This window comes from Micromonospora chalcea (assembly GCF_028768405.1).
Taxonomy (GTDB): Bacteria; Actinomycetota; Actinomycetes; order Mycobacteriales; family Micromonosporaceae; genus Micromonospora; species Micromonospora chalcea.
This window is the reverse complement of record NZ_CP118233.1, coordinates 3,662,763-3,681,852: the sequence shown is the minus strand read 5'-3', so window position 1 is coordinate 3,681,852 and position 19,090 is coordinate 3,662,763. Positions and strand designations below refer to the sequence as shown.

The window sequence follows — 19,090 nt, the reverse complement described above, 5'->3', positions numbered from 1 at the left end:
CGTCGACGACGCCCGTGTCCGGCTCCTGCCGGGCACGGGCGTTCGTCCGTTTGCGCCGGTTTTCACACCCAAGGAGCATCCGCAGCATGAGCAGTGAGCGCCTGGCCGCCCTCCTCGACGAGTACGCCGAGCTGGAGCGGCGGCTGGCCGACCCGGCCATCCACGCCGACCAGGGCACCGCCCGGCGGGTCGGCCGCCGGTACGCCGAACTGGTCCCGCTGCACAAGGCGGCCGGCGAGCTGGAGCAGGCCCGCGCCGACCTGGCCGCCGCGCGCGAGCTGGCCGCCGAGGACCCGACGTTCGCCACCGAGGCGGAGGCCATCGCCGCCTCCCTGCCGGCGCTCGAGGAACGGCTCGCGGAACTGCTCATCCCGCGCGACCCGCACGACGCCAAGGACGTGATCGTCGAGATCAAGGCCGGCGAGGGCGGCGAGGAGTCGGCGCTGTTCGCCGGGGACCTGCTGCGGATGTACACCAGGTACGCCGAGCGGCACGGCTGGGTCACCGAGGTGATCGACGCCCAGGACTCCGACCTCGGCGGCGTCAAGGACGTGTCGCTGGCGATCAAGAGCAAGGGCGTGCCGGAGGGCGGCAACGGGGTCTGGTCCCGGCTCAAGTGGGAGGGCGGCGTGCACCGGGTGCAGCGCGTCCCGGTCACCGAGTCGCAGGGCCGGATCCACACCAGCGCCGCCGGCGTGCTGGTGCTGCCCGAGGCGGAGGACGTCGACGTCACCATCGACCCGAACGAGCTGCGCATCGACGTGTTCCGCTCGTCCGGCCCCGGCGGGCAGTCGGTGAACACCACCGACTCGGCGGTACGGATCACCCACGTGCCGACCGGCATCGTGGTGTCCTGCCAGAACGAGAAGTCGCAGCTGCAGAACCGCGAGCAGGCCATGCGCATCCTGCGGGCCCGGCTGCTCGCCGCGGCCCAGGAGCAGGCCGACGCGGCGGCGTCGGACGCCCGCAAGGCGCAGGTCCGCACCGTGGACCGGTCCGAGCGGATCCGCACCTACAACTTCCCGCAGAACCGGATCACCGACCACCGCATCGGCTACACCGCGTACAACCTGGACCTGGCGCTGGCCGGCGAGCTGGACGGGGTGCTCGACGCGTTGGCCGAGGCGGACCGCGCGGCCCGCCTGGCCGGCGAGACGGAGCTGTCCCGCCGCTGACCGCTGGGTGTTAACAGGGGGCCCTTCCTCTACCGGAGGCGTTAACAGGGGGCCCTTCCTTACCGCTCAGCTCGCGCGTGGTCGCGCCTTGGCGCGCAGCATCTCCCGGTCGGCCAGCTCGAACGCGGTGCCGAGCGCCTCCCGGACGCTGACAGTGGTGCTGCCGTCGACCTCGGCGAAACCGATCGTCACCCCGACCGGGGTGCCCGGGACCAGGGACTCCCAGTCCTCGGTGCGGACGGCGGCCTCGATCCGCCGGGCCACCTCGACCGCCTCCGGCATGACGGTGTCGGGCAGCACCACGACGAACTCGTCGCCGCCGTAGCGGGCCACGAAGTCGCCCCGCCGCATCACCCGGTTGATCACCCCGGCGACCCGTTGCAGCACCAGGTCGCCGGAGTGGTGGCCGTGGCGGGTGTTCACCGCCTTGAACCCGTCGAGGTCGCAGACGCCGATCACCACGCGCTCGCCCCGGGACACCACGGCGCCCAGGTAGCGCTCCAGCCGGCGCCGGTTGGGCAGGCCGGTGAGCGGGTCGGTGAGCGCCTCGCCCTCGTACCGGGCCGCCTCGCGGCGCATCTCCTCGTGGTCGATCCGGGCGGCGATGCCGTCGATGTAGACGTCGCGCAGCCGGTCGCTGCGCCGCGCGGCCAGCCGGAACGCGTGCCGGTCGGCCCGGTGCGCGCCCGCGTGGTCGCCGGCCCGGGCCAGCGCGACGCTGCGCAGCCGGGGTGCCTCGGCCGCGCCGAGCGTCTCGTCGGAGACCTGGAGCGCGTCCAGCCGGGTGACCGCCTCGATCGGGCGGTTGGCGGCGACGGCCAGGCAGACCTGGCCGAGCTGGCGCAGGTCGCGGGCGCGGGCGCTGTCGCCGCCGTGGCCGAGCAGCCGTTTCGGGTCGGCGTCCCCGGCGGACTCCACCCGGTCGCCGAGCGCGGCCCGCCGGGCGGCCGCGTAGCCGTACGCGGCGAGGCTGCTGGGGCGCAGGTTGCCGGCCCGCCCGCCGCGCAGGAAGCGGGCCAGGTCACCGGCGACGTCGCGCAGCACCCGCAGGCAGCCGTCGCTGTCGCCGTTGTGGTCCAGCGCCACCGCGTTGCGCAGCCGGATCCCCGGCGCGGCGAACGTCTCCTCCGGGATGCCGGCGCTGAGCCCCACCTCGCGGGCCCGCTCGATCGCGCCCAGCGCGTGGCCGTGGAAGCTCAGGTACGAGTACGCCATCGCGAGGTCGTGCCAGCCCCACGCGGTGTCCCGGTCCGGCGTGTCGTCGGCGCCCAGCGCGCGGGCGGCCCGGACCAGGTGCATCACGCACCGGTCCAGCGCGCCCTGGTGGTGGGCGGCGAGCGCGGCGAGCGCGTTGAGGTGCCCGTGCAGGTAGGGCTCGGCGAGGTCGCGTACCGCGGCGGAGGCGTCCTCGACGGCCCGGGTGAACTCGGCGGTCCGGCCGAGGTTGATCAGCGCGGACAGGCGCTGCACGAGCGCGTCGGCGCGGGCGTACGGGTCGCCGGTGGTGCGGATGACGCGGTCGAGCAGGACGCACGCCTCCGCGGACCGGCTGGCCTCCTGCAGTGACCGTGCGCGTCGGAGAGCGTCAACCTGGTCCTCGACCTGGTCGAGCCAGCCCACTCGCGACCTCCCTGCGGTGTGCGCCCGGACGCACCCGCTCGTGAGGTGAGCCGCGACGCCTCATGATTATTGCGTGACCGCACTCCCGCAACACCCGTCCGAAGGGACAGAACGCGAACGCGCCTCGCTGGTGATCAACCGGGTGGCGCGCGCGCTCGCCGCGGCGGGCGTCGAGGCGCCCCGCGCCGAGGCCGAGCAGCTGGCCGCGTACGTCCTGGACGTGCCACGCGGCCGGCTGGCGCTGGCCGACGGCTTCACCCCGGCGCAGCGTGACCGCCTGGACGCCCTCGTCGGGCGGCGGGTGACCCGGGAGCCGTTGCAGCACCTGCTCGGCTCGGCCGGTTTCCGGCACCTGGAGCTGGCGGTCGGGCCGGGCGTGTTCGTGCCCCGGCCGGAGACCGAGCTGCTGGCCGGGTGGGGGATCGAGCGGGCCCGGGAGCACGCCGCGCCGCTCGTGGTCGACCTGTGCAGCGGCTCCGGCGCGATCGCCCTGGCGGTGGCGCAGGAGGTGCCCGCGGCCCGGGTGGTGGCTGTGGAACGGTCCCCGGCCGCGCTGGCCTGGCTGCGGCGCAACGCGGCCGACCGGGCTGCCGCCGGGGACCGGCCGGTCGAGGTGGTTGCCGCCGACGTGACCGGTCCGGAGCTGCTGGCCGGCCTGGCCGGGCGGGTCGACGTGCTGCTGTGCAACCCCCCGTACGTGCCGAGGTCGGTGGCGGTGCCGCCGGAGGTGGCCGGGCACGACCCGGACGAGGCGGTGTTCGGCGGCGCGGACGGGCTGGACGTGATCCGCCCGGTGGTGCGCCGGGCCGCCGAGCTGCTGCGCCCGGGCGGCGCGATCGGGATCGAGCACGACGACACGCACGCGGCGGCGGTGCCCGCGCTGCTGCGCGGCGACGGCCGCTACGACCGCGTCGAGGAGCACCGGGACCTGGCCGGGCGGCCCCGTTGGGCGAGCGCGTCCCGGCGGGCGGACGGCACCCACGCCGAGACCGCCCGGGCGTGGCAGACTGACTCCTCGTGATGCTCTACGACTGTCGGTCGCCCGCCGACCGGGACCGCGGCATCGCCGCTGCCATCGAGGCGGTCAAGAACGGGGAACTCGTCGTCCTGCCGACCGACACGGTCTACGGCATCGGGGCGGACGCGTTCACGCCGTACGCGGTGAAGGCCCTGGCGGACACCAAGGGCGGCGCCCGGCAGGCGCCCCCGGTGCTCATCGGCTCCCGGCACACGCTCGACGGCCTGGTGTTCTCGCTGCCCGGCGCGGCCCGCGACCTGGTCGAGGCGTTCTGGCCGGGCGCGCTGACCATCGTCGTGGAGCACTCGCCGAGCCTGGCCTGGGACCTGGGCGACACCAGCGGGACGGTGGCGGTGCGGATGCCGCTGCACCCGGTGGCGCTGGAGGTGCTGCGGGAGACCGGGCCGATGGCCGTCGCGTCGGCCAACAAGGTCGGCCAGCCGGCCGCGCTCACCGCCGAGGAGGCGCGCGACCAGCTCGGCTACGGCGTGCGGGCCTACCTGGAGGCCGGGCCGGCGGTGGACCCGGTGCCGAGCACGATCGTCGACCTGACCGGCGAGGTGCCGCGGGTGCTGCGTGAGGGCGCGGTGACGCTGGCGAAGCTGCGGGAGGTCGTGCCGGGCATCCTCGACGAGCGGGGGATCTGAGTGCCGCCCTTCACCGTCCTGCACGTCTGCATGGGCAACATCTGCCGGTCGCCGATGGCCGAGCGGCTGCTGCTGCTCGCGGTCCGGGAGCGGCTGGCCCGCCTCGGCGTCGACCCGGCCGGGTCGGACGCGCTCGTGCACAGCCACAGCGCCGGCACCGGCGGCTGGCACGCGGGCGAGGAGATGAACCCGCCCGCCGCCCGCCAGGTGCTCTCGCGCGGCGGCGACACCGAGGGGTTCGCCGCCCGGCGGCTGCGCTCGGACCTGATCGACGCCGCCGACCTGGTGCTCACCGCCACCGCCGACCAGCAGGAGTACGTGGTGGCGCTGCGGCCGGACGCCGCCGCGCGCACGTTCGTGCTGGGTGAGTTCGGCCGTCTGCTCGGCGGGCTGGACCGCGCCGCGCTGCCGCCGGCCGAGCCCACGCCGGACGCCGTGTACGCGCGCGGCGTCGCGCTCGTGGCGGCTGTCGACGCGGCCCGGCAGAACGCCTCCGCGCTGCCCACCGACGATCTGGACGATCCGTGGGGCCGGGGCGACCAGTGCTTCAGCCGGGTCGCGGACGAGATCGAGGAGACGGTGCAGCCGCTGGCTGCCGCGTTGTTGCCCTGAGATTCATCCTTCCTCGCGAACTTTCTGCGCCTTTCTCGGAAGGTGTCGGCTAAAGCGAACATTCGGGTCATTCTGAACTGGTCCGTACGGCCGGCTCCTGCGGGGAGAGCTGATGAACCGGGCCTATCTCGACAAACTGTTCACCGTTGTGCTCGCCGGCGTGCTCGCCGGGCTGGTCCTGGCCGTCGCGGCGCTGCCGGCCGCGCTGGTCTTCGGGCTGGGCCTGAAGAACCTGATGCCGTACACCGCGCTGCCGGAAGCGCTCAAGACGCCGCAGCCGGCACAGCGGTCCAACCTGTACGCCAACGACGGGCGGACGCTCATCACCTCGTTCTACGTCGAGGACCGGGTGGACGTGCCGGTCGCCGAGGTGGCGCCGGTGATGCGCGACGCCATCGTGGCCGCCGAGGACGTGCGCTTCTACGAGCACCACGGCGTCGACGTGCGCGGCGTCGCGCGGGCGTTCACCGCCAACCGCCGCGAGGGCACCCGCCAGGGCGCCTCCACGCTGACCATGCAGTACGTGCGCAACGCGCTGGCCGGGGACCCACGGCTGACCGAGGAGCAGCGCGCCGCCGCCACCGAGATCACCGTCGGGCGCAAGATCCGCGAGATGCGGTACGCGCTGACGCTGGAACGGCAGATCGGCAAGGACGAGATCCTCGGGCGCTACCTGAACATCGCGTACTTCGGCGCCGGGGCGTACGGCATCGCCGCCGCCAGCAAGCGCTACTTCTCCACCACACCGGACCGGCTCACGCTGGCCCAGGCCGCGCTGCTCGCCGGGCTGGTCCGGTCCCCGGCGGACGACCCGATCAATGGCGACGCCGACTCCGCCCGGCAACGGCGGGCGTACGTGCTGGACCGGATGGTGGAGACCGGCCGGGCGAGCGCGGCCGACGCCGAGGCGGCGAAGGCGGCGGAGCTGGCGCTGGCGCCCAACACCACCCCGAACGACTGCGCCGCGGTGCCCGCCGACCACAACGACTGGGGCTTCTTCTGCGACTGGTTCACCCAGTGGTGGAACGCCCAGCCGGCGTTCGGCGAGACGGTGGACGAGCGGCAGCGCACGCTGCGCCGCGGTGGCTGGTCGATCGTGTCCTCGCTCGACCTGGACGTGCAGGCCAAGGCGAGCGAGCAGGTGCGGGAGATCTACCCGGAGACGATCGCGCGCGCCGCGCCGACCGCCGTGGTGCAACCGGGCACCGGGCGGGTGCTGGCGATGGCGGTGAACCGCACGTACGGCGTGGCCGCGAACCCGGACGGTCAGCAGAACTACCCGAACACGGTCAACCAGCTGGTGGCCGGCGGTGGCGGCATCACCGGCTACCAGGCGGGCTCGACGTTCAAGCTGTTCGCCCTGCTGGCCGCGTTGGAGTCCGGGCTGCCGCTGGACACGGTGTTCGACGCGCCGCGCGTCTACGTCACGCAGTACCCGGTCGGCGCCGGCCCGGCGAGCTGCGGCGGCCGGTGGTGCCCGGCGAACGCCAACACCTACTGGATGGACGGCGACCGGGACATGTGGGACGCGTTCGGCCGGTCGGTGAACACGTACTTCGCCTGGCTCACCGAGCGGGTCGGCGCGGACCGGGTGGTCGAGATGGCCCAGCGGCTGGGCATCGTGTTCCGCGCTCCGGCCGACGCGAAGATGGCCCACGACGGCGCGAAGAGCTGGGGCCCGTTCACGCTCGGCGTCTCCGCCACCACGCCGCTCGACCTGGCCGGCGCGTACGCCGCGGTGGCCGCCGAGGGCACCTGGTGCCGGCCCACGCCGGTCACCTCGATCGCCGACCCGTCCGGCCGGAAGATCCCCGCCGGGAACACCGACTGCCGGCAGGTGCTCGACACCGAGGTCGCCCGCGCGGCGGCCGACGCCAGCCGCTGCCCGGTCGGCGACCAGTCGATGTACCGGCGTTGCGACGGCGGCACGGCCGAGGAGCTGGCTCCGGGCCTGCGCCGTCCGGTGGCCGGCAAGACCGGCAGCTCGGAGCGGAACGCCACGGAGACGGTCGTCGCGTTCACGCCGCAGCTCTCGGTGGCGACGATCGCGGCGAACCCGGACGACCCCCGGGACGCGGTCGGCGGCGGCGTGCAGAAGCGGCAGATCGCCGCGGTGGGCCGCATCCTCGCGTGGGCGTTGCGCGACGAGCCGGTACGCGACTTCGTCCCGCCGGGCCAGGCGGTCGCCTTCCAGCACACCAGCCCGCGCACCGGCAACTGAGGGTCAGCTCGCCGGCCTGCCGTATCGCGCGACCATGGTTCGGACGGCTTCGTCGACGACCGCTGTCGTGCGGTCCGGGGTGACCGTCCAGTCCGGGAGGACCAGGCGCGGCCAGAGCAGGTAATTGGAGATCATCCCGAGGAAGTGCGTGGCGGCCATCTCCGGGTCGGCGACGTCCGCGGCTCCCGCGTCGTGCTCGGCCGAGAGGTAGATCCGGACGGACTCGAAGTACGGCAGTTTGCCCTGCGCGAAATGTGCTCTGGCCAGCTCGGGAAAGCGTGGCAGCTCGGCGATCACGATGCGGAACAGGTCGGTCATCTCCGGCCGGCTCAACAGCGTCGCGTAGTGCCGTCCGAGGACCGTCAATCCGGCCGTCAGGTCACCGGCAGATGGCACGTCGGCGACCTCGTTGCGGGCCCAGGAGTCGATGACGATGGCGTCGAACAGAGCCGCCTTCGTCGGAAACTGCTTGAACAGCGTCGCCTTCGACACGCCGGCACTGGCGGCCACACGCGCCAGTGAGGCCCGGTCGTAGCCCAACTCCAGGAAGAGCTCGGTGGCGGCCTGCACGATCAGCGCGCGCTTCTCCTCCGCCACACGCTGGTGATAGGCCGACGGCGCTGGGGTCATGCGGCCATCATAGCGAGGCGAGTGGGTTGACTCACCATTCGCCCAGGGCGTAGCGTCGGCATGGTGAGTCGCCCGACTCGCCATCCGTCTCGCGTCACCGGAGGATCCGATGTCCCGCTTCGCCAATCAGACAGTTCTCGTCACCGGCGGCACCGGTGGGCAGGGGGCCAGCCACGTTCGCGCCCTGCACGCCGAGGGCGCCAACGTCGTCATCGGCGCCATCGACGCCCAGCGGGGCGCCGGCCTCGCCGCCGAGCTGGGACACCGGGCGCGGTTCGTCCGCCTGGACGTCTCCCGGGAGGAGTCGTGGGTCGCCGCCGTCGCGGAGACCGAGAAGGCATTCGGCGCGCTCACGATCCTGGTCAACAACGCCGGGGTGCAGAACCCGCCGGCCCTCATCGAGTCCACCGACCGGGCCACCTGGGCTCGTATCCTCGACGTCAACCTCACCGGCACTTTCCTCGGCATCAAGGCGGCCGCCCCGGCGCTGCGTCGCGCGGGGGGAGGAGCGATCGTCAACATCGGCTCCACCATGGGGATGGGTGGTACCGCCCTCTACGCGCCCTACGTCGCCGGTAAGTGGGCGGTGCGTGGGCTCACCCGGACCGCCGCCCTGGAGCTGGGCCGCGACAACATCCGCGTCAACGCGATCCACCCCGGCGTGATCGAGACTCCGTTCATCACCGAGCCGGCGGCCGGCAGCGACGCCCCGATCGCCGACTTCTACTCGCCGGAGCCGTTCGCCGTCCCGCGACTCGGGCAGCCCGCCGACATCACCGCGCTGCTGTTGTTCCTCACGTCGCCGGACGCGGCCTTCATCACCGGCGCCGAGTACGTCATCGACGGGGGACTGCTCCTCGGCCCCGCACTGCGGGGCGACTCTCCCGCCTAACCGGCCGGGTGTTCGGCGCCCTTGGCGATGTTGCGGGCCATGCCGCCGAACACGACGGCGTGGAACGGCGCCACCGAGGCCCAGTAGAGATGGCCGGGCAGCCCGCGCGGGAGGAACACGGCACGCTGCACGTACCTGCTGCCGCCGTTACCGTCCGGTTCGGCGCGCATCTCCAGCCACGCCCGGCCGGGCAGCCGCATCTCGGCGCGCAGCCGCAGCAGCTCGCCCGGGACGATCTCCTCGACCCGCCAGAAGTCCAGCGCCTCACCGACCTGGAGGCGATGCGGGTCGCGCCGCCCCCGGCGCAGCCCGACGCCGCCGACCAGCCGGTCCATCCAGCCGCGGACCGACCAGGCCAGCGGGAACGAGTACCAGCCGTGCTCGCCGCCGACGCCCTCGATGACCCGCCACAGCGCCTCCGGTGGCGCGTCCACCGCCCGTTCCCGCATGTCGGTGTACGCGGTGCCGCCGGACCAGCGCGGGTCCGACGGCAGCGGCTCGGCCGGCGCGTCCGGCCCGCTCGCGTTCGACCAGCGCGTCTCCACCTGCGCGTCGCGCACCTTGGACAGCGCCAGCGCCACCGCCTGGTCGAAGCCGGTCAGCCCCTCGGGCGGGTCCGGCACGTACTCGGCGATGTCGTGCTCGTGCGCCACCGCCTCATGCACCAGGCTCTCCACCAGCGGCCGGGCGATCGCGTTCGGCACCGGCGTGATCAGGCCGACCCAGTGCGAGGACAGCGACGGGGTGAGCGGGCGCACCGGCAGGATGACCCGGGGCCGCAGCCCGGCCACCCGGGCGTAGCGCTGCATCATCTCGGTGAAGGTCAGCACGTCCGGGCCGCCGATGTCGAAGGCCCGGTTCACCTCGGCCGGCAGGCGCGCGCAGCCGACCAGGTAGCGCAGCACGTCCCGGACCGCGATCGGCTGGATCCGGTTGCGCACCCAGCGCGGGGTGACCATCGCCGGCAGCCGCTCGGTCAGGTACCGCAGCATCTCGAACGAGGCCGAGCCGGATCCGATGATCACCGCGGCGCGCAGCACCGCCGTCGGCGCGCCGCTGTCCAGCAGGATCCGCGCGACCTCCGCCCGGGAGCGCAGGTGCGCCGAGGGCAGGCCGTCACGCTCCGCCGGCTCCGGGCCGCCGAGGTACACGATCCGGCGTACGCCGGCGGCGCGCGCCGCCTCGGCGAAGTTGGTCGCCGCCTCCCGGTCGGCCGCCTCGAAGCCGCGCTGGCCGAGCGAGTGGACCAGGTAGTACGCGACCTCCACGCCCTCGAACGCGGACGGCAGCGTCTCCGGGCGGCGCAGGTCGCCCTCGACGATCTCCGCGTCGGCCGCCCAGGGCACGTCCCGCAGCCGCCCGGCCGTGCGGGCCAGGCAGCGTACGGTGTGTCCCTCGGCCAGCAGCCGGGGCGCCAGGCGCCCGCCGATGTAGCCGGTCGCGCCGGTGACGAGGCATCTCACGGCCTCCAGTCTGCGGCTCCGTAGACTCCTTCGCTGTGGAGAACGCGAGGGACACCTTCTGGGGGCCGGACTTCCAGCAGCTCAGTACCGTCGACCCGGAGATCGCCGAGGTGGTGCTGGGGGAGCTGGACCGGCTGCGCGGCGGTCTGCAACTGATCGCCAGCGAGAACCTCACCTCGCCCGCGGTGCTGGCCGCGCTCGGTTCCACGCTCACCAACAAGTACGCCGAGGGCTACCCGGGCCGGCGCTACTACGGCGGCTGCGCCGAGGTGGACCGGGCCGAGGAGCTGGGCATCGCCCGGGCGAAGGACCTGTTCGGCGCCGAGCACGCCAACCTCCAGCCGCACTCCGGGGCGAGCGCCAACCTGGCCGCGTACGCCGCCCTGGTGCAGCCCGGTGACACGGTGCTGGCCATGGACCTGCCGCACGGCGGGCACCTGACCCACGGCAGCCGGGTGAACTTCTCCGGCAAGTGGTTCCACCCGGTCGGCTACACCGTCCGGCCGGACACCGAGACGATCGACTACGACGAGGTACGCGACCTGGCCCGGGCGCACCGGCCGAAGCTGATCATCTGTGGCGCGACCGCGTACCCCCGGCTCATCGACTTCGCTCGCTTCCGCGAGATCGCCGACGAGGTCGGCGCGTACCTGATGGTGGACGCCGCCCACTTCGTCGGCCTGGTGGCCGGCGGCGCGATCCCGTCCCCGGTGCCGCACGCCGACGTGGTCACCGCGACCACGCACAAGGTGCTGCGCGGTCCGCGCGGCGGCATGATCCTCTGCCGGGAGCCGCTGGCCGCGCGGATCGACAAGGCGGTCTTCCCGTTCACCCAGGGCGGCCCGCTGATGCACGCGGTGGCGGCCAAGGCGGTCGCGCTGCGCGAGGCCGCGCAGCCGGAGTTCCGCACGTACGCCGCCCAGGTGGTGACGAACGCGCGGGCGCTCGCCGACGGCCTGGCCGCCGACGGCCTGCGGCCGGTCTCCGGCGGCACCGACACCCACCTGGCGCTGCTCGACCTGCGCGAGACGGGCGTGACCGGCGCCGAGGCCGAGGCCCGCTGCGATGCCGCCGGCATCACGCTGAACAAGAACGCGATCCCGTACGACCCGCAGCCGCCGATGGTCGCCTCCGGCATCCGGGTGGGTACGCCGAGCGTCACCACCCAGGGCATGCGCGAGGGGGAGATGGGCCGGATCGCCGGGCTGATCGCGCGCGCGGTACGCACCGATCCCGGCGCCCCCGGTGGCGCCGACGCGCTGGCCGGGGTGGCCCGCGAGGTCGCCGAGCTGGTCGCCGCCTTCCCGGCGTACCCCCGATGACGGCGCCACGGGCGGGTGAGCCCGGCGCGATCCGGTCCCGGCTGAACCACCTGCGGCTACCGTTGCTGGCGTGCGCGGCCCTCGCGGTGGTGGGGGTGCCGGCGGCGGCGTTGCTGCGCGGCCCGACCGGGGCGGCCGGCTTCGCGGCCGGGGTGGCGCTGGTGATCGTCAGCTACCTGATCTCCAGCCTCTCGGTGGCCTGGGCGGACGCCATCCACCCTCGGATGATCATGTCGGTCGGGTTGGTCACCTATGCCACCAAGATCGTGATCCTGGGCGTGGTGATGGCCGCCGTGGCGGCCACCGGCTGGCCCGGCCTGCCGGACATGGGCGTGGCGATCATCGCGGCCGTGGTGGCGTGGACCGGTGCCCACCTGACCTGGGCGATGAGATCACCGCTGCCCACATTCGAGCGTCGCGACGACAGCGAGTGACTTTGCTGAATCGTGTCCGGTACGGCGGGTGCCCTGACGGGCGCGACAGGAGTAACGTGGCGCCAGGTTGACGCGCCCGCAGTACGGCCCGCACGCTGTCCGCAGTGTGGGGGGTGCCGCACATCCCCGCGCGCCCCTGCTGATATTGTTCGCCACGTCATGGCCGATGACCCCCACTCCCACAAGTCCGACGAGCACTCGTCGGAGGGTGTGGCAGGCGCCGTCGTGGGTTACCTGCTCGCCGGCATTCTGGTGTGGGGTGGCCTCGGCTGGTTGGCGGAACGGTTCCTCGGTCTGCCAGCCGGCATCGGGGTCGCCGTCGGCATGATGCTCGGCGCGGCCGGGGCGATCTACCTGATCATGAAGAGGCTCAGTGCCTGAGTTCCGGCACACGCGGGTCTGTTGAGTGCGGAGGATGACACGGTGAGCGGACAGCTGGTCGTCGCCCAGGACCTTCCCTGGCCCCCCAGCGTCGGGGATTTCTACCCGCCGGACGTGGCCGGCCCCTGGGTCACCAAGTTCAGCATCATGATCTGGATCGCCGTCGCGCTGCTGATCATCTTCTTCGTGGCCGCGTACCGGAAGCCGAAGCTGGTGCCGGGCAAGGGCCAGTGGGCCGCCGAGGCCGTCTACGGGCTGGTCCGGGACAACATCGCCCGTGAGCAGATGGGCAACGCGGGCATCCGCTTCGCGCCCTACCTCACCGTGCTGTTCAGCTTCATCCTGCTGACAAACATCTTCAGCATCGTGCCCGGCCTGCAGATCTCGCCGAACTCGCACATCGCGTTCCCGATCGTGCTCGCCGCCATCTCGTACGTCATGTACAACTACGTCGGCGTCCGCAAGCACGGCCTCGGCAAGTACCTCAAGCAGAGCCTCATCCTGCCCGGCGTGCCGTGGCCGATGCACTTCCTGCTGATTCCGATCGAGTTCCTGCAGAACTTCGTCGTCCGGCCGGTCACCCTGGCACTGCGACTCTTCGCCAACATGTTCGCCGGCCACCTGCTCCTGCTGGTCTTCACCGTCGGCGGCTTCGTGATGCTCGGGTCGAGCAGCGTCTTCGTGCAGGCGACCTCGGTCTTCTCCTTCGCGATGGCGATCGTGATGGCCTTCTTCGAGGCGCTGGTGGCGGTGCTGCAGGCATACGTCTTCGTCACGCTGAGCGCCAACTACATCGGCACGTCGCTGGCCGACGAGCACTGAGATCCGGCTCGGCGGGCACCCGGCCCGGCCAAGCATCTGGTACCGACCGCGTACACGTGAGCCCTCACGTGTGAACTAGGAGGAATACCCGCAATGAACGTTCTTGCCGAGATCGGTGGCAACGTCAACACCATCGGCTACGGCCTCGCCGCCATCGGCCCCGGTATCGGTGTGGCCCTGGTCTTCGCGGCCTACATCCAGTCGAGCGCCCGCCAGCCCGAGTCGGCCGGCTACAACCGCACCTGGCTGGTGCTGGGCTTCGCCCTGGTCGAGGCGCTGGCGCTGTTCGGCCTGGTGCTCGCCTTCGCCGTTAGCTGACGCGAGCTCTCCCGATCCGGAGGTCTGACATGTATCTCGCCGCCGAAGGCGCGCACAATCCGATCTTGCCGATCTGGCAGGAGATGGTCGTCGGAACGATCTCCTTCGCCCTGCTCGTCTTCGTCCTGCTGAAGTTCGTCATGCCCCGCATGGAGGCGATGTACCAGGCGCGGGTCGACGCGATCGAGGGTGGCATCAAGCGCGCCGAGGCGGCCCAGGCCGAGGCGAACAAGCTGCTCGAGCAGTACCGGGCCCAGCTCGCGGAGGCGCGTACCGACGCCGCCAAGATCCGCGACGACGCACGGGCCGACGCCGACGGGATCCGCCAGGACATCCTCGCCAAGGCGCGTGAGGAGTCCGACCGGATCATCGCCGCCGGCAAGGAGCAGCTCGCCGCCGAGCGGGCCACCATCGTGCGCGAGCTGCGTACCGAGGTGGGCACCATCGCGGTGGACCTGGCCAGCAAGATCGTCGGTGAGTCGCTCGCCGACGAGGCGCGTCGCAAGGGCACCGTCGACCGGTTCCTGAGCGGTCTCGAGAGCACGGGGGCCCGCTGATGCAGGCCGCCAGCCGGGAGTCGTACCGGGCCGGGGCCGAGCGCCTCGACGCGTACGTCCGCGGCGCGGAGCCGTCGGCGGTGGCTGCCACCGCCGACGACATCCTCTCCGTCGCCGCCCTGCTGCGGCGTGAGCCGCGGCTGCGCCGGGCGCTCTCCGACCCGGCCCGGGCCGGCGCCGACCGCTCCGGCCTGCTCGGCGACATGCTGCGCGGCCGGGTCGGCGCGGAAGCGCTCGACCTGCTCGCGTCGATGGTGTCCGGCCGCTGGTCGGCCCCGTCCGAGCTGCTCGACGGTGTCGAGCGCCTCGGCGTGGAGGCGCTGCTGGCCAGCGCCGACCTGTCCGGCGACCTGGGCGAGGTCGAGGACGAGCTGTTCCGCTTCGGGCAGGTCGTCTCCGGTTCCGCCGAGCTGTCCAACACGCTCTCCGACCCGATGGCGTCGGTCGAGCGGCGGGCCGAACTGGCCCGGCAGCTGCTCGCCGGCAAGGCCCAGCCGGTCACCGTCAGCCTCGTCGAGGCCGCGCTCGCTGGTTTCGGTGGACGCTCCTTCACCGGTGCGCTCACCCGGCTGGTCGAGCTCGCCGCCGACCGGCGGGACCGTCAGGTCGCGTACGTGACCGTGGCGGCTCCGCTGACCGAGGAGGAGGAGCGACGCCTCGGTGCCCGCCTCTCGGAGATGTACGGTCGGGAGGTCTCCGTCAAGCAGACGGTCGACCCCGACGTGCTCGGCGGGGCGCGCGTACAGGTCGGCTCCGACCTGTACGACGGCACCGTCCTGCGCCGCCTCAACGAGACCCGCAACGCGCTCGCCAAGCGCTGAGCCCTGATTCGTCGCCACCGGACCGGTCGGTACCAGGTATCCCGGGCCCTGAGATACTTAAGGAAGCAGAGGATGGCCGAGCTGACCATCTCGACGGAGGAGATCCGCGGCGCCCTGGAGCGCTACGTCTCCTCCTACACGGCCGACGTCTCCCGCGAGGAGGTCGGCACCGTCGCCGACGCCGGCGACGGCATCGCCCACGTCGAGGGCCTCCCCTCGACCATGACCAACGAGCTCCTGGAGTTCGAGGACGGCACGCTCGGTGTGGCGCTGAACCTCGACGTCCGGGAGATCGGTGTCGTCGTCCTCGGTGACTTCGGCGGGATCGAAGAGGGCCAGCGCGTCAAGCGCACCGGCCGGGTGCTCTCCGTGCCGATCGGTGACGCGTTCCTCGGCCGCGTGGTCAACGCGCTCGGCGAGCCCATCGACGGCCTCGGCGACATCGCCAACGAGGGCTACCGCGAGCTGGAGCTCCAGGCCCCGAACGTGATGTCCCGCAAGTCGGTCGACGAGCCGCTGCAGACCGGCATCAAGGCCATCGACGCGATGACCCCGATCGGCCGCGGTCAGCGTCAGCTGATCATCGGTGACCGGAAGACCGGCAAGACCACCGTCGCGCTGGACACCATCCTCAACCAGCGCGAGAACTGGCGCTCCGGCGACCCGAAGAAGCAGGTCCGCTGCATCTACGTCGCGATCGGCCAGAAGGCCTCCACCATCGCCTCCATCAAGGGGACGCTGGAGGAGGCGGGCGCGATGGAGTACACCACCATCGTCGCCTCCCCGGCCTCCGACCCGGCCGGCTTCAAGTACCTCGCCCCGTACACCGGCTCGTCCATCGGGCAGCACTGGATGTACGGCGGCAAGCACGTCCTGATCGTCTTCGACGACCTGAGCAAGCAGGCCGAGGCGTACCGGGCCGTGTCGCTGCTGCTGCGCCGCCCGCCGGGCCGTGAGGCCTACCCGGGTGACGTCTTCTACCTGCACTCGCGTCTGCTGGAGCGCTGCGCCAAGCTCTCCGACGAGCTGGGTGGCGGCTCGATGACCGGCCTGCCGATCATCGAGACCAAGGCGAACGACATCTCGGCGTTCATCCCGACCAACGTCATCTCCATCACCGACGGCCAGATCTTCCTCGAGACCGACCTGTTCAACCAGGGCGTCCGGCCGGCCATCAACGTCGGCACCTCGGTCTCCCGGGTCGGTGGCGCCGCGCAGGTGAAGCCGATGAAGAAGGTCGCCGGCTCGCTGCGGCTGAACCTGGCCCAGTACCGCGAGCTGGAGGCGTTCGCCGCCTTCGCCTCCGACCTGGACCGGGCCTCCCGCGCCCAGCTGGACCGCGGTTCCCGCCTGGTCGAGCTGCTCAAGCAGCCGAACTACTCGCCGTACCCGGTGCAGGAGCAGGTCGTCTCCGTCTGGGCCGGCACCGAGGGCAAGCTGGACGACGTTCCGGTCGGCGAGGTCCGCCGCTTCGAGTCGGAGTTCCTGCAGTACCTGCGGCACAAGCACGAGGGCGTCCTGGCCTCGATCGCGGACCACAAGTGGGACGACGACATCATCGCCTCGCTCGACTCGGCGATCACCGAGTTCAAGCAGCTCTTCCTGGGCAAGGAGGAGGAGGTCCGGATCAACGAGGCGCCGGCCAAGCCGCTGGAGGGTGAGCAGTCCCGCGAGACGGTGACCCGCCTGCGCGACGGCGCCGACCGCCCGGCCGAGAGCTGATCCGATGGCCGCCCAGGTACGCGTTCTCCGGCAGCGGATCCGTTCCGCCAAGGGGATGAAGAAGATCACCAAGGCGATGGAGCTCGTCGCGACGAGCCGCATCGCCAAGGCCCAGGCCAAGGTGGCGGCCTCGCTGCCGTACGCCGAGGCGATCACCGGCGTGCTGACGGCGCTGGCCTCGAACGCGCGGATCGACCACCCGCTGCTCACCCCGCGCGAGCGGGTGCGGCGGGCGGGCGTCCTGCTGGTGACGGCCGACCGGGGTCTGGCCGGCGGCTACAGCTCGAACGCGATCCGGACCGCCGAGTCGCTGATCGCCCGGCTGCGCGCCGACGGCAAGGAGCCGGTGCTCTACGTCATCGGCCGCAAGGGCGTGGCGTACTACCGGTTCCGCAGCCGGCAGATCGCCGGAAGCTGGACCGGCTTCTCGGAGCAGCCGACGTTCGCCGACGCCCGTGAGGTCGGTGACACGCTGATCAAGGCGTTCACCGCCGGCGCGGACGACGTGGACGGGGATGCCGGCGCCGACGGGATCCTCGGCGTGGACGAGCTGCACATCGTCTACACCGAGTTCAAGTCCCTGATGACGCAGAACCCGGTGACCCGGATCATCGGCCCGATGCAGGTCGAGGACCGGCCTCGGACCGAGGGCGCGCTGCCGGCGTACGAGTTCGAGCCGGAGCCGGAGTCGCTGCTCGACGCCCTGCTGCCGAAGTACATCAACACGCGGATCTTCGCGGCGTTGCTGGAGTCGGCGGCGAGCGAGTCGGCCGCCCGCCGGCGGGCGATGAAGAGCGCCACCGACAACGCCGAAGAGATGATCGAGAAGTACACGCGCGAGATGAACTCGGCCCGTCAGGCCGGGATCACCCAGGAGATCAGTGAGATCGTCGGCGGCGCGAACGCGCTGGCCGCGTCGGGAAGTGAAGTGTGATGACTGTATCCGCAGTTGAGACCAAGACGGCCACGGGTCGCGTGGTCCGGGTCATCGGCCCGGTCGTCGACGCCGAGTTCCCGCGCGACGCCATGCCGGAGCTGTTCAACGCTCTGCACGTCGACGTGACCCTCTCGGGTGGTGAGAAGACGCTGACCCTGGAGGTCGCCCAGCACCTGGGTGACAACCTGGTCCGTGCCATCTCGATGCAGCCGACCGACGGTCTGGTCCGCGGCGCCGACGTGCGTGACACCGGGGCGCCGATCAGCGTGCCGGTGGGTGACGCGGTCAAGGGCCACGTGTTCAACGCGATCGGCGAGTGCCTCAACCTCACCGAGGGCGAGACGATCGAGGCCGACGACCGGTGGGGCATCCACCGCAAGGCCCCGGCCTTCGCGGACCTGGAGCCGAAGACCGAGATGCTGGAGACCGGCATCAAGGTCATCGACCTGCTCGCCCCGTACGTCAAGGGCGGCAAGATCGGCCTGTTCGGCGGCGCCGGCGTGGGCAAGACGGTGCTCATCCAGGAGATGATCACCCGGGTGGCCCGGAACTTCGGTGGTACCTCGGTCTTCGCCGGCGTGGGTGAGCGCACCCGCGAGGGCAACGACCTCATCGCCGAGATGACCGAGTCGGGCGTCATCGACAAGACCGCGCTCGTGTACGGCCAGATGGACGAGCCGCCGGGCACCCGTCTGCGGGTCGCGCTCTCCGCGCTCACCATGGCGGAGTACTTCCGCGACGTGAAGAAGCAGGAGGTGCTGCTCTTCATCGACAACATCTTCCGCTTCACCCAGGCCGGTTCCGAGGTGTCCACGCTGCTCGGCCGTATGCCGAGCGCCGTGGGTTACCAGCCGACCCTGGCCGACGAGATGGGCGAGCTCCAGGAGCGGATCACCTCCGTCCGGGGCCAGGCCATCACCTCGATGCAGGCGATCTACGTGCCCGCCGACGACTACACCGACCCGGCGCCGGCCACCACGTTCGCCCACCTCGACGCGACCACCAACCTGGAGCGGTCGATCTCCGACAAGGGCATCTACCCGGCCGTGGACCCGCTGGCGTCCTCGTCCCGGATTCTCGCCCCGGAGTTCGTCGGCGAGGAGCACTTCGCCGTCGCCACCGAGGTGAAGCGGATCCTGCAGCGCTACAAGGACCTGCAGGACATCATCGCCATCCTCGGTATCGAGGAGCTCTCCGAGGAGGACAAGCTCACCGTCGGCCGTGCCCGCCGGATCGAGCGGTTCCTCTCGCAGAACACGTACGCGGCGGAGCAGTTCACCGGCGTCCCCGGCTCGACGGTCCCGATCGCCGAGACCATCGACGCCTTCCGCCGGATCAGCGAGGGGGAGTTCGACCACTTCCCGGAGCAGGCGTTCTTCATGTGCGGCGGCCTGGAGGACCTCAAGGCCAAGGCCAAGGAACTGATGGGTGAGGAGGGCTGAGAGCCCGCTCACACAGGGGAGGGCCGTCCCGGCGAAAGCCGGGGCGGCCCTCGCCG

Annotated in this window: 19 protein-coding genes; 16 read left to right on the top strand and 3 right to left on the bottom strand. The window is 72.2% G+C overall.

The annotated features are described in order from the left end of the window. Positions 1 to 86 precede the first annotated feature (86 nt). Positions 87 to 1,175, top strand: a complete 1,089-nt coding sequence (prfA, locus tag PVK74_RS16020) for a peptide chain release factor 1 (RefSeq protein ID WP_064447840.1) — start codon at positions 87 to 89, stop codon at positions 1,173 to 1,175. A 66-nt stretch (positions 1,176 to 1,241) separates the two neighbouring features. On the opposite strand, the gene PVK74_RS16015 is transcribed toward prfA, so the two are convergent. Next, the gene (locus tag PVK74_RS16015) at positions 1,242 to 2,795 is read right to left on the bottom strand and encodes a GGDEF domain-containing protein (RefSeq protein ID WP_064447839.1); all 1,554 of its coding nucleotides are present in this window, start codon (positions 2,793 to 2,795) and stop codon (positions 1,242 to 1,244) included. Positions 2,796 to 2,925: 130 nt separating this feature from the next. Between PVK74_RS16015 and prmC the strand changes: the two genes are divergently transcribed. The 4 genes from prmC to PVK74_RS15995 all read left to right on the top strand — a co-directional run bounded on the left by prmC (position 2,926) and on the right by PVK74_RS15995 (position 7,293). Further along, positions 2,926 to 3,816, top strand: coding sequence for a peptide chain release factor N(5)-glutamine methyltransferase (gene prmC, locus PVK74_RS16010; RefSeq protein WP_043328636.1), 891 nt, complete (start codon positions 2,926 to 2,928; stop codon positions 3,814 to 3,816). Further along, positions 3,816 to 4,460 (top strand): L-threonylcarbamoyladenylate synthase, encoded by a 645-nt coding sequence (locus PVK74_RS16005; protein WP_043330966.1) that lies wholly within the window; start codon positions 3,816 to 3,818, stop codon positions 4,458 to 4,460. Before prmC ends, PVK74_RS16005 begins: the two co-directional genes overlap by 1 nt. Next, a complete protein-coding gene (locus tag PVK74_RS16000) occupies positions 4,461 to 5,072 on the top strand; it encodes an arsenate reductase/protein-tyrosine-phosphatase family protein (RefSeq protein ID WP_043328639.1) in 612 nt (203 codons plus the stop codon). Positions 5,073 to 5,184: 112 nt separating this feature from the next. Then, the gene (locus PVK74_RS15995; protein WP_274476711.1) at positions 5,185 to 7,293 is read left to right on the top strand and encodes a transglycosylase domain-containing protein; all 2,109 of its coding nucleotides are present in this window, start codon (positions 5,185 to 5,187) and stop codon (positions 7,291 to 7,293) included. 3 nt (positions 7,294 to 7,296) lie between these two features. Here the strand turns inward: PVK74_RS15995 and PVK74_RS15990 are convergent, their stop codons facing one another. Continuing rightward, positions 7,297 to 7,923, bottom strand: a complete 627-nt coding sequence (locus PVK74_RS15990; protein WP_274476710.1) for a TetR/AcrR family transcriptional regulator — start codon at positions 7,921 to 7,923, stop codon at positions 7,297 to 7,299. A gap of 109 nt (positions 7,924 to 8,032) precedes the next feature. On the opposite strand from PVK74_RS15990, the gene PVK74_RS15985 reads away from it, so the two are divergent. After that, positions 8,033 to 8,815 (top strand): SDR family NAD(P)-dependent oxidoreductase, encoded by a 783-nt coding sequence (locus PVK74_RS15985; RefSeq protein WP_210869096.1) that lies wholly within the window; start codon positions 8,033 to 8,035, stop codon positions 8,813 to 8,815. Here PVK74_RS15985 and PVK74_RS15980 read toward each other — a convergent pair. Next, on the bottom strand, positions 8,812 to 10,278 hold the full coding sequence (locus PVK74_RS15980) for an SDR family oxidoreductase (protein ID WP_274476709.1): 1,467 nt from the start codon (positions 10,276 to 10,278) through the stop codon (positions 8,812 to 8,814). The genes PVK74_RS15985 and PVK74_RS15980 overlap by 4 nt on opposite strands. 35 nt (positions 10,279 to 10,313) lie before the next feature. Between PVK74_RS15980 and PVK74_RS15975 the strand changes: the two genes are divergently transcribed. The 10 genes from PVK74_RS15975 to atpD all read left to right on the top strand — a co-directional run bounded on the left by PVK74_RS15975 (position 10,314) and on the right by atpD (position 19,034). Continuing rightward, positions 10,314 to 11,600, top strand: a complete 1,287-nt coding sequence (locus PVK74_RS15975; protein WP_274476708.1) for a serine hydroxymethyltransferase — start codon at positions 10,314 to 10,316, stop codon at positions 11,598 to 11,600. Then, positions 11,597 to 12,034: a Cg1360 family ATP-synthase-associated protein gene (locus PVK74_RS15970; RefSeq protein WP_064447834.1), complete on the top strand. Its 438-nt coding sequence runs from the start codon at positions 11,597 to 11,599 to the stop codon at positions 12,032 to 12,034. The genes PVK74_RS15975 and PVK74_RS15970 overlap by 4 nt, the downstream gene beginning before the upstream one ends. Positions 12,035 to 12,193: 159 nt before the next feature. Next, entirely contained in the window at positions 12,194 to 12,415 is a 222-nt protein-coding gene (locus PVK74_RS15965) for a hypothetical protein (protein ID WP_030504733.1), read from the top strand. A 42-nt stretch (positions 12,416 to 12,457) separates the two neighbouring features. After that, on the top strand, positions 12,458 to 13,237 hold the full coding sequence (gene atpB, locus PVK74_RS15960) for a F0F1 ATP synthase subunit A (protein WP_043328655.1): 780 nt from the start codon (positions 12,458 to 12,460) through the stop codon (positions 13,235 to 13,237). A 93-nt stretch (positions 13,238 to 13,330) separates the two neighbouring features. Then, complete coding sequence (gene atpE, locus PVK74_RS15955; RefSeq protein ID WP_018789141.1) at positions 13,331 to 13,555, top strand: ATP synthase F0 subunit C; 225 nt, start codon at positions 13,331 to 13,333, stop codon at positions 13,553 to 13,555. Positions 13,556 to 13,584: 29 nt separating this feature from the next. Further along, positions 13,585 to 14,112 carry a F0F1 ATP synthase subunit B gene (locus PVK74_RS15950; protein ID WP_030504731.1) on the top strand — a complete coding sequence of 176 codons (528 nt, stop codon included), beginning with the start codon at positions 13,585 to 13,587 and terminating at the stop codon, positions 14,110 to 14,112. After that, entirely contained in the window at positions 14,112 to 14,933 is an 822-nt protein-coding gene (locus PVK74_RS15945) for a F0F1 ATP synthase subunit delta (RefSeq protein WP_030504730.1), read from the top strand. The genes PVK74_RS15950 and PVK74_RS15945 overlap by 1 nt, the downstream gene beginning before the upstream one ends. Before the next feature lie 72 nt (positions 14,934 to 15,005). Then, complete coding sequence (gene atpA, locus PVK74_RS15940) at positions 15,006 to 16,655, top strand: F0F1 ATP synthase subunit alpha (protein WP_064447833.1); 1,650 nt, start codon at positions 15,006 to 15,008, stop codon at positions 16,653 to 16,655. A 4-nt stretch (positions 16,656 to 16,659) separates the two neighbouring features. Next, entirely contained in the window at positions 16,660 to 17,589 is a 930-nt protein-coding gene (locus PVK74_RS15935; RefSeq protein WP_030504728.1) for a F0F1 ATP synthase subunit gamma, read from the top strand. Next, positions 17,589 to 19,034: a F0F1 ATP synthase subunit beta gene (gene atpD / locus PVK74_RS15930; protein ID WP_043328657.1), complete on the top strand. Its 1,446-nt coding sequence runs from the start codon at positions 17,589 to 17,591 to the stop codon at positions 19,032 to 19,034. The genes PVK74_RS15935 and atpD overlap by 1 nt, the downstream gene beginning before the upstream one ends. Positions 19,035 to 19,090: the final 56 nt, after the last annotated feature.

Bases quoted from the DNA above. Each gene is read 5' to 3' on its own strand.
- PVK74_RS15935 (WP_030504728.1), top strand. From the start codon at position 16,660: ATGGCCGCCCAGGTACGCGTTCTCCGGCAGCGGATCCGTTCCGCCAAG.
- PVK74_RS15965 (WP_030504733.1), top strand. From the start codon at position 12,194: ATGGCCGATGACCCCCACTCCCACAAGTCCGACGAGCACTCGTCGGAG.
- PVK74_RS16005 (WP_043330966.1), top strand. From the start codon at position 3,816: ATGCTCTACGACTGTCGGTCGCCCGCCGACCGGGACCGCGGCATCGCC.
- PVK74_RS15970 (WP_064447834.1), top strand. From the start codon at position 11,597: ATGACGGCGCCACGGGCGGGTGAGCCCGGCGCGATCCGGTCCCGGCTG.
- atpE (WP_018789141.1), top strand. From the start codon at position 13,331: ATGAACGTTCTTGCCGAGATCGGTGGCAACGTCAACACCATCGGCTAC.
- atpA (WP_064447833.1), top strand. From the start codon at position 15,006: ATGGCCGAGCTGACCATCTCGACGGAGGAGATCCGCGGCGCCCTGGAG.
- prfA (WP_064447840.1), top strand. From the start codon at position 87: ATGAGCAGTGAGCGCCTGGCCGCCCTCCTCGACGAGTACGCCGAGCTG.
- PVK74_RS15990 (WP_274476710.1), bottom strand. From the start codon at position 7,923: ATGACCCCAGCGCCGTCGGCCTATCACCAGCGTGTGGCGGAGGAGAAG.
- PVK74_RS15945 (WP_030504730.1), top strand. From the start codon at position 14,112: ATGCAGGCCGCCAGCCGGGAGTCGTACCGGGCCGGGGCCGAGCGCCTC.
- PVK74_RS15995 (WP_274476711.1), top strand. From the start codon at position 5,185: ATGAACCGGGCCTATCTCGACAAACTGTTCACCGTTGTGCTCGCCGGC.
- PVK74_RS15950 (WP_030504731.1), top strand. From the start codon at position 13,585: ATGTATCTCGCCGCCGAAGGCGCGCACAATCCGATCTTGCCGATCTGG.
- PVK74_RS15985 (WP_210869096.1), top strand. From the start codon at position 8,033: ATGTCCCGCTTCGCCAATCAGACAGTTCTCGTCACCGGCGGCACCGGT.
- atpD (WP_043328657.1), top strand. From the start codon at position 17,589: ATGACTGTATCCGCAGTTGAGACCAAGACGGCCACGGGTCGCGTGGTC.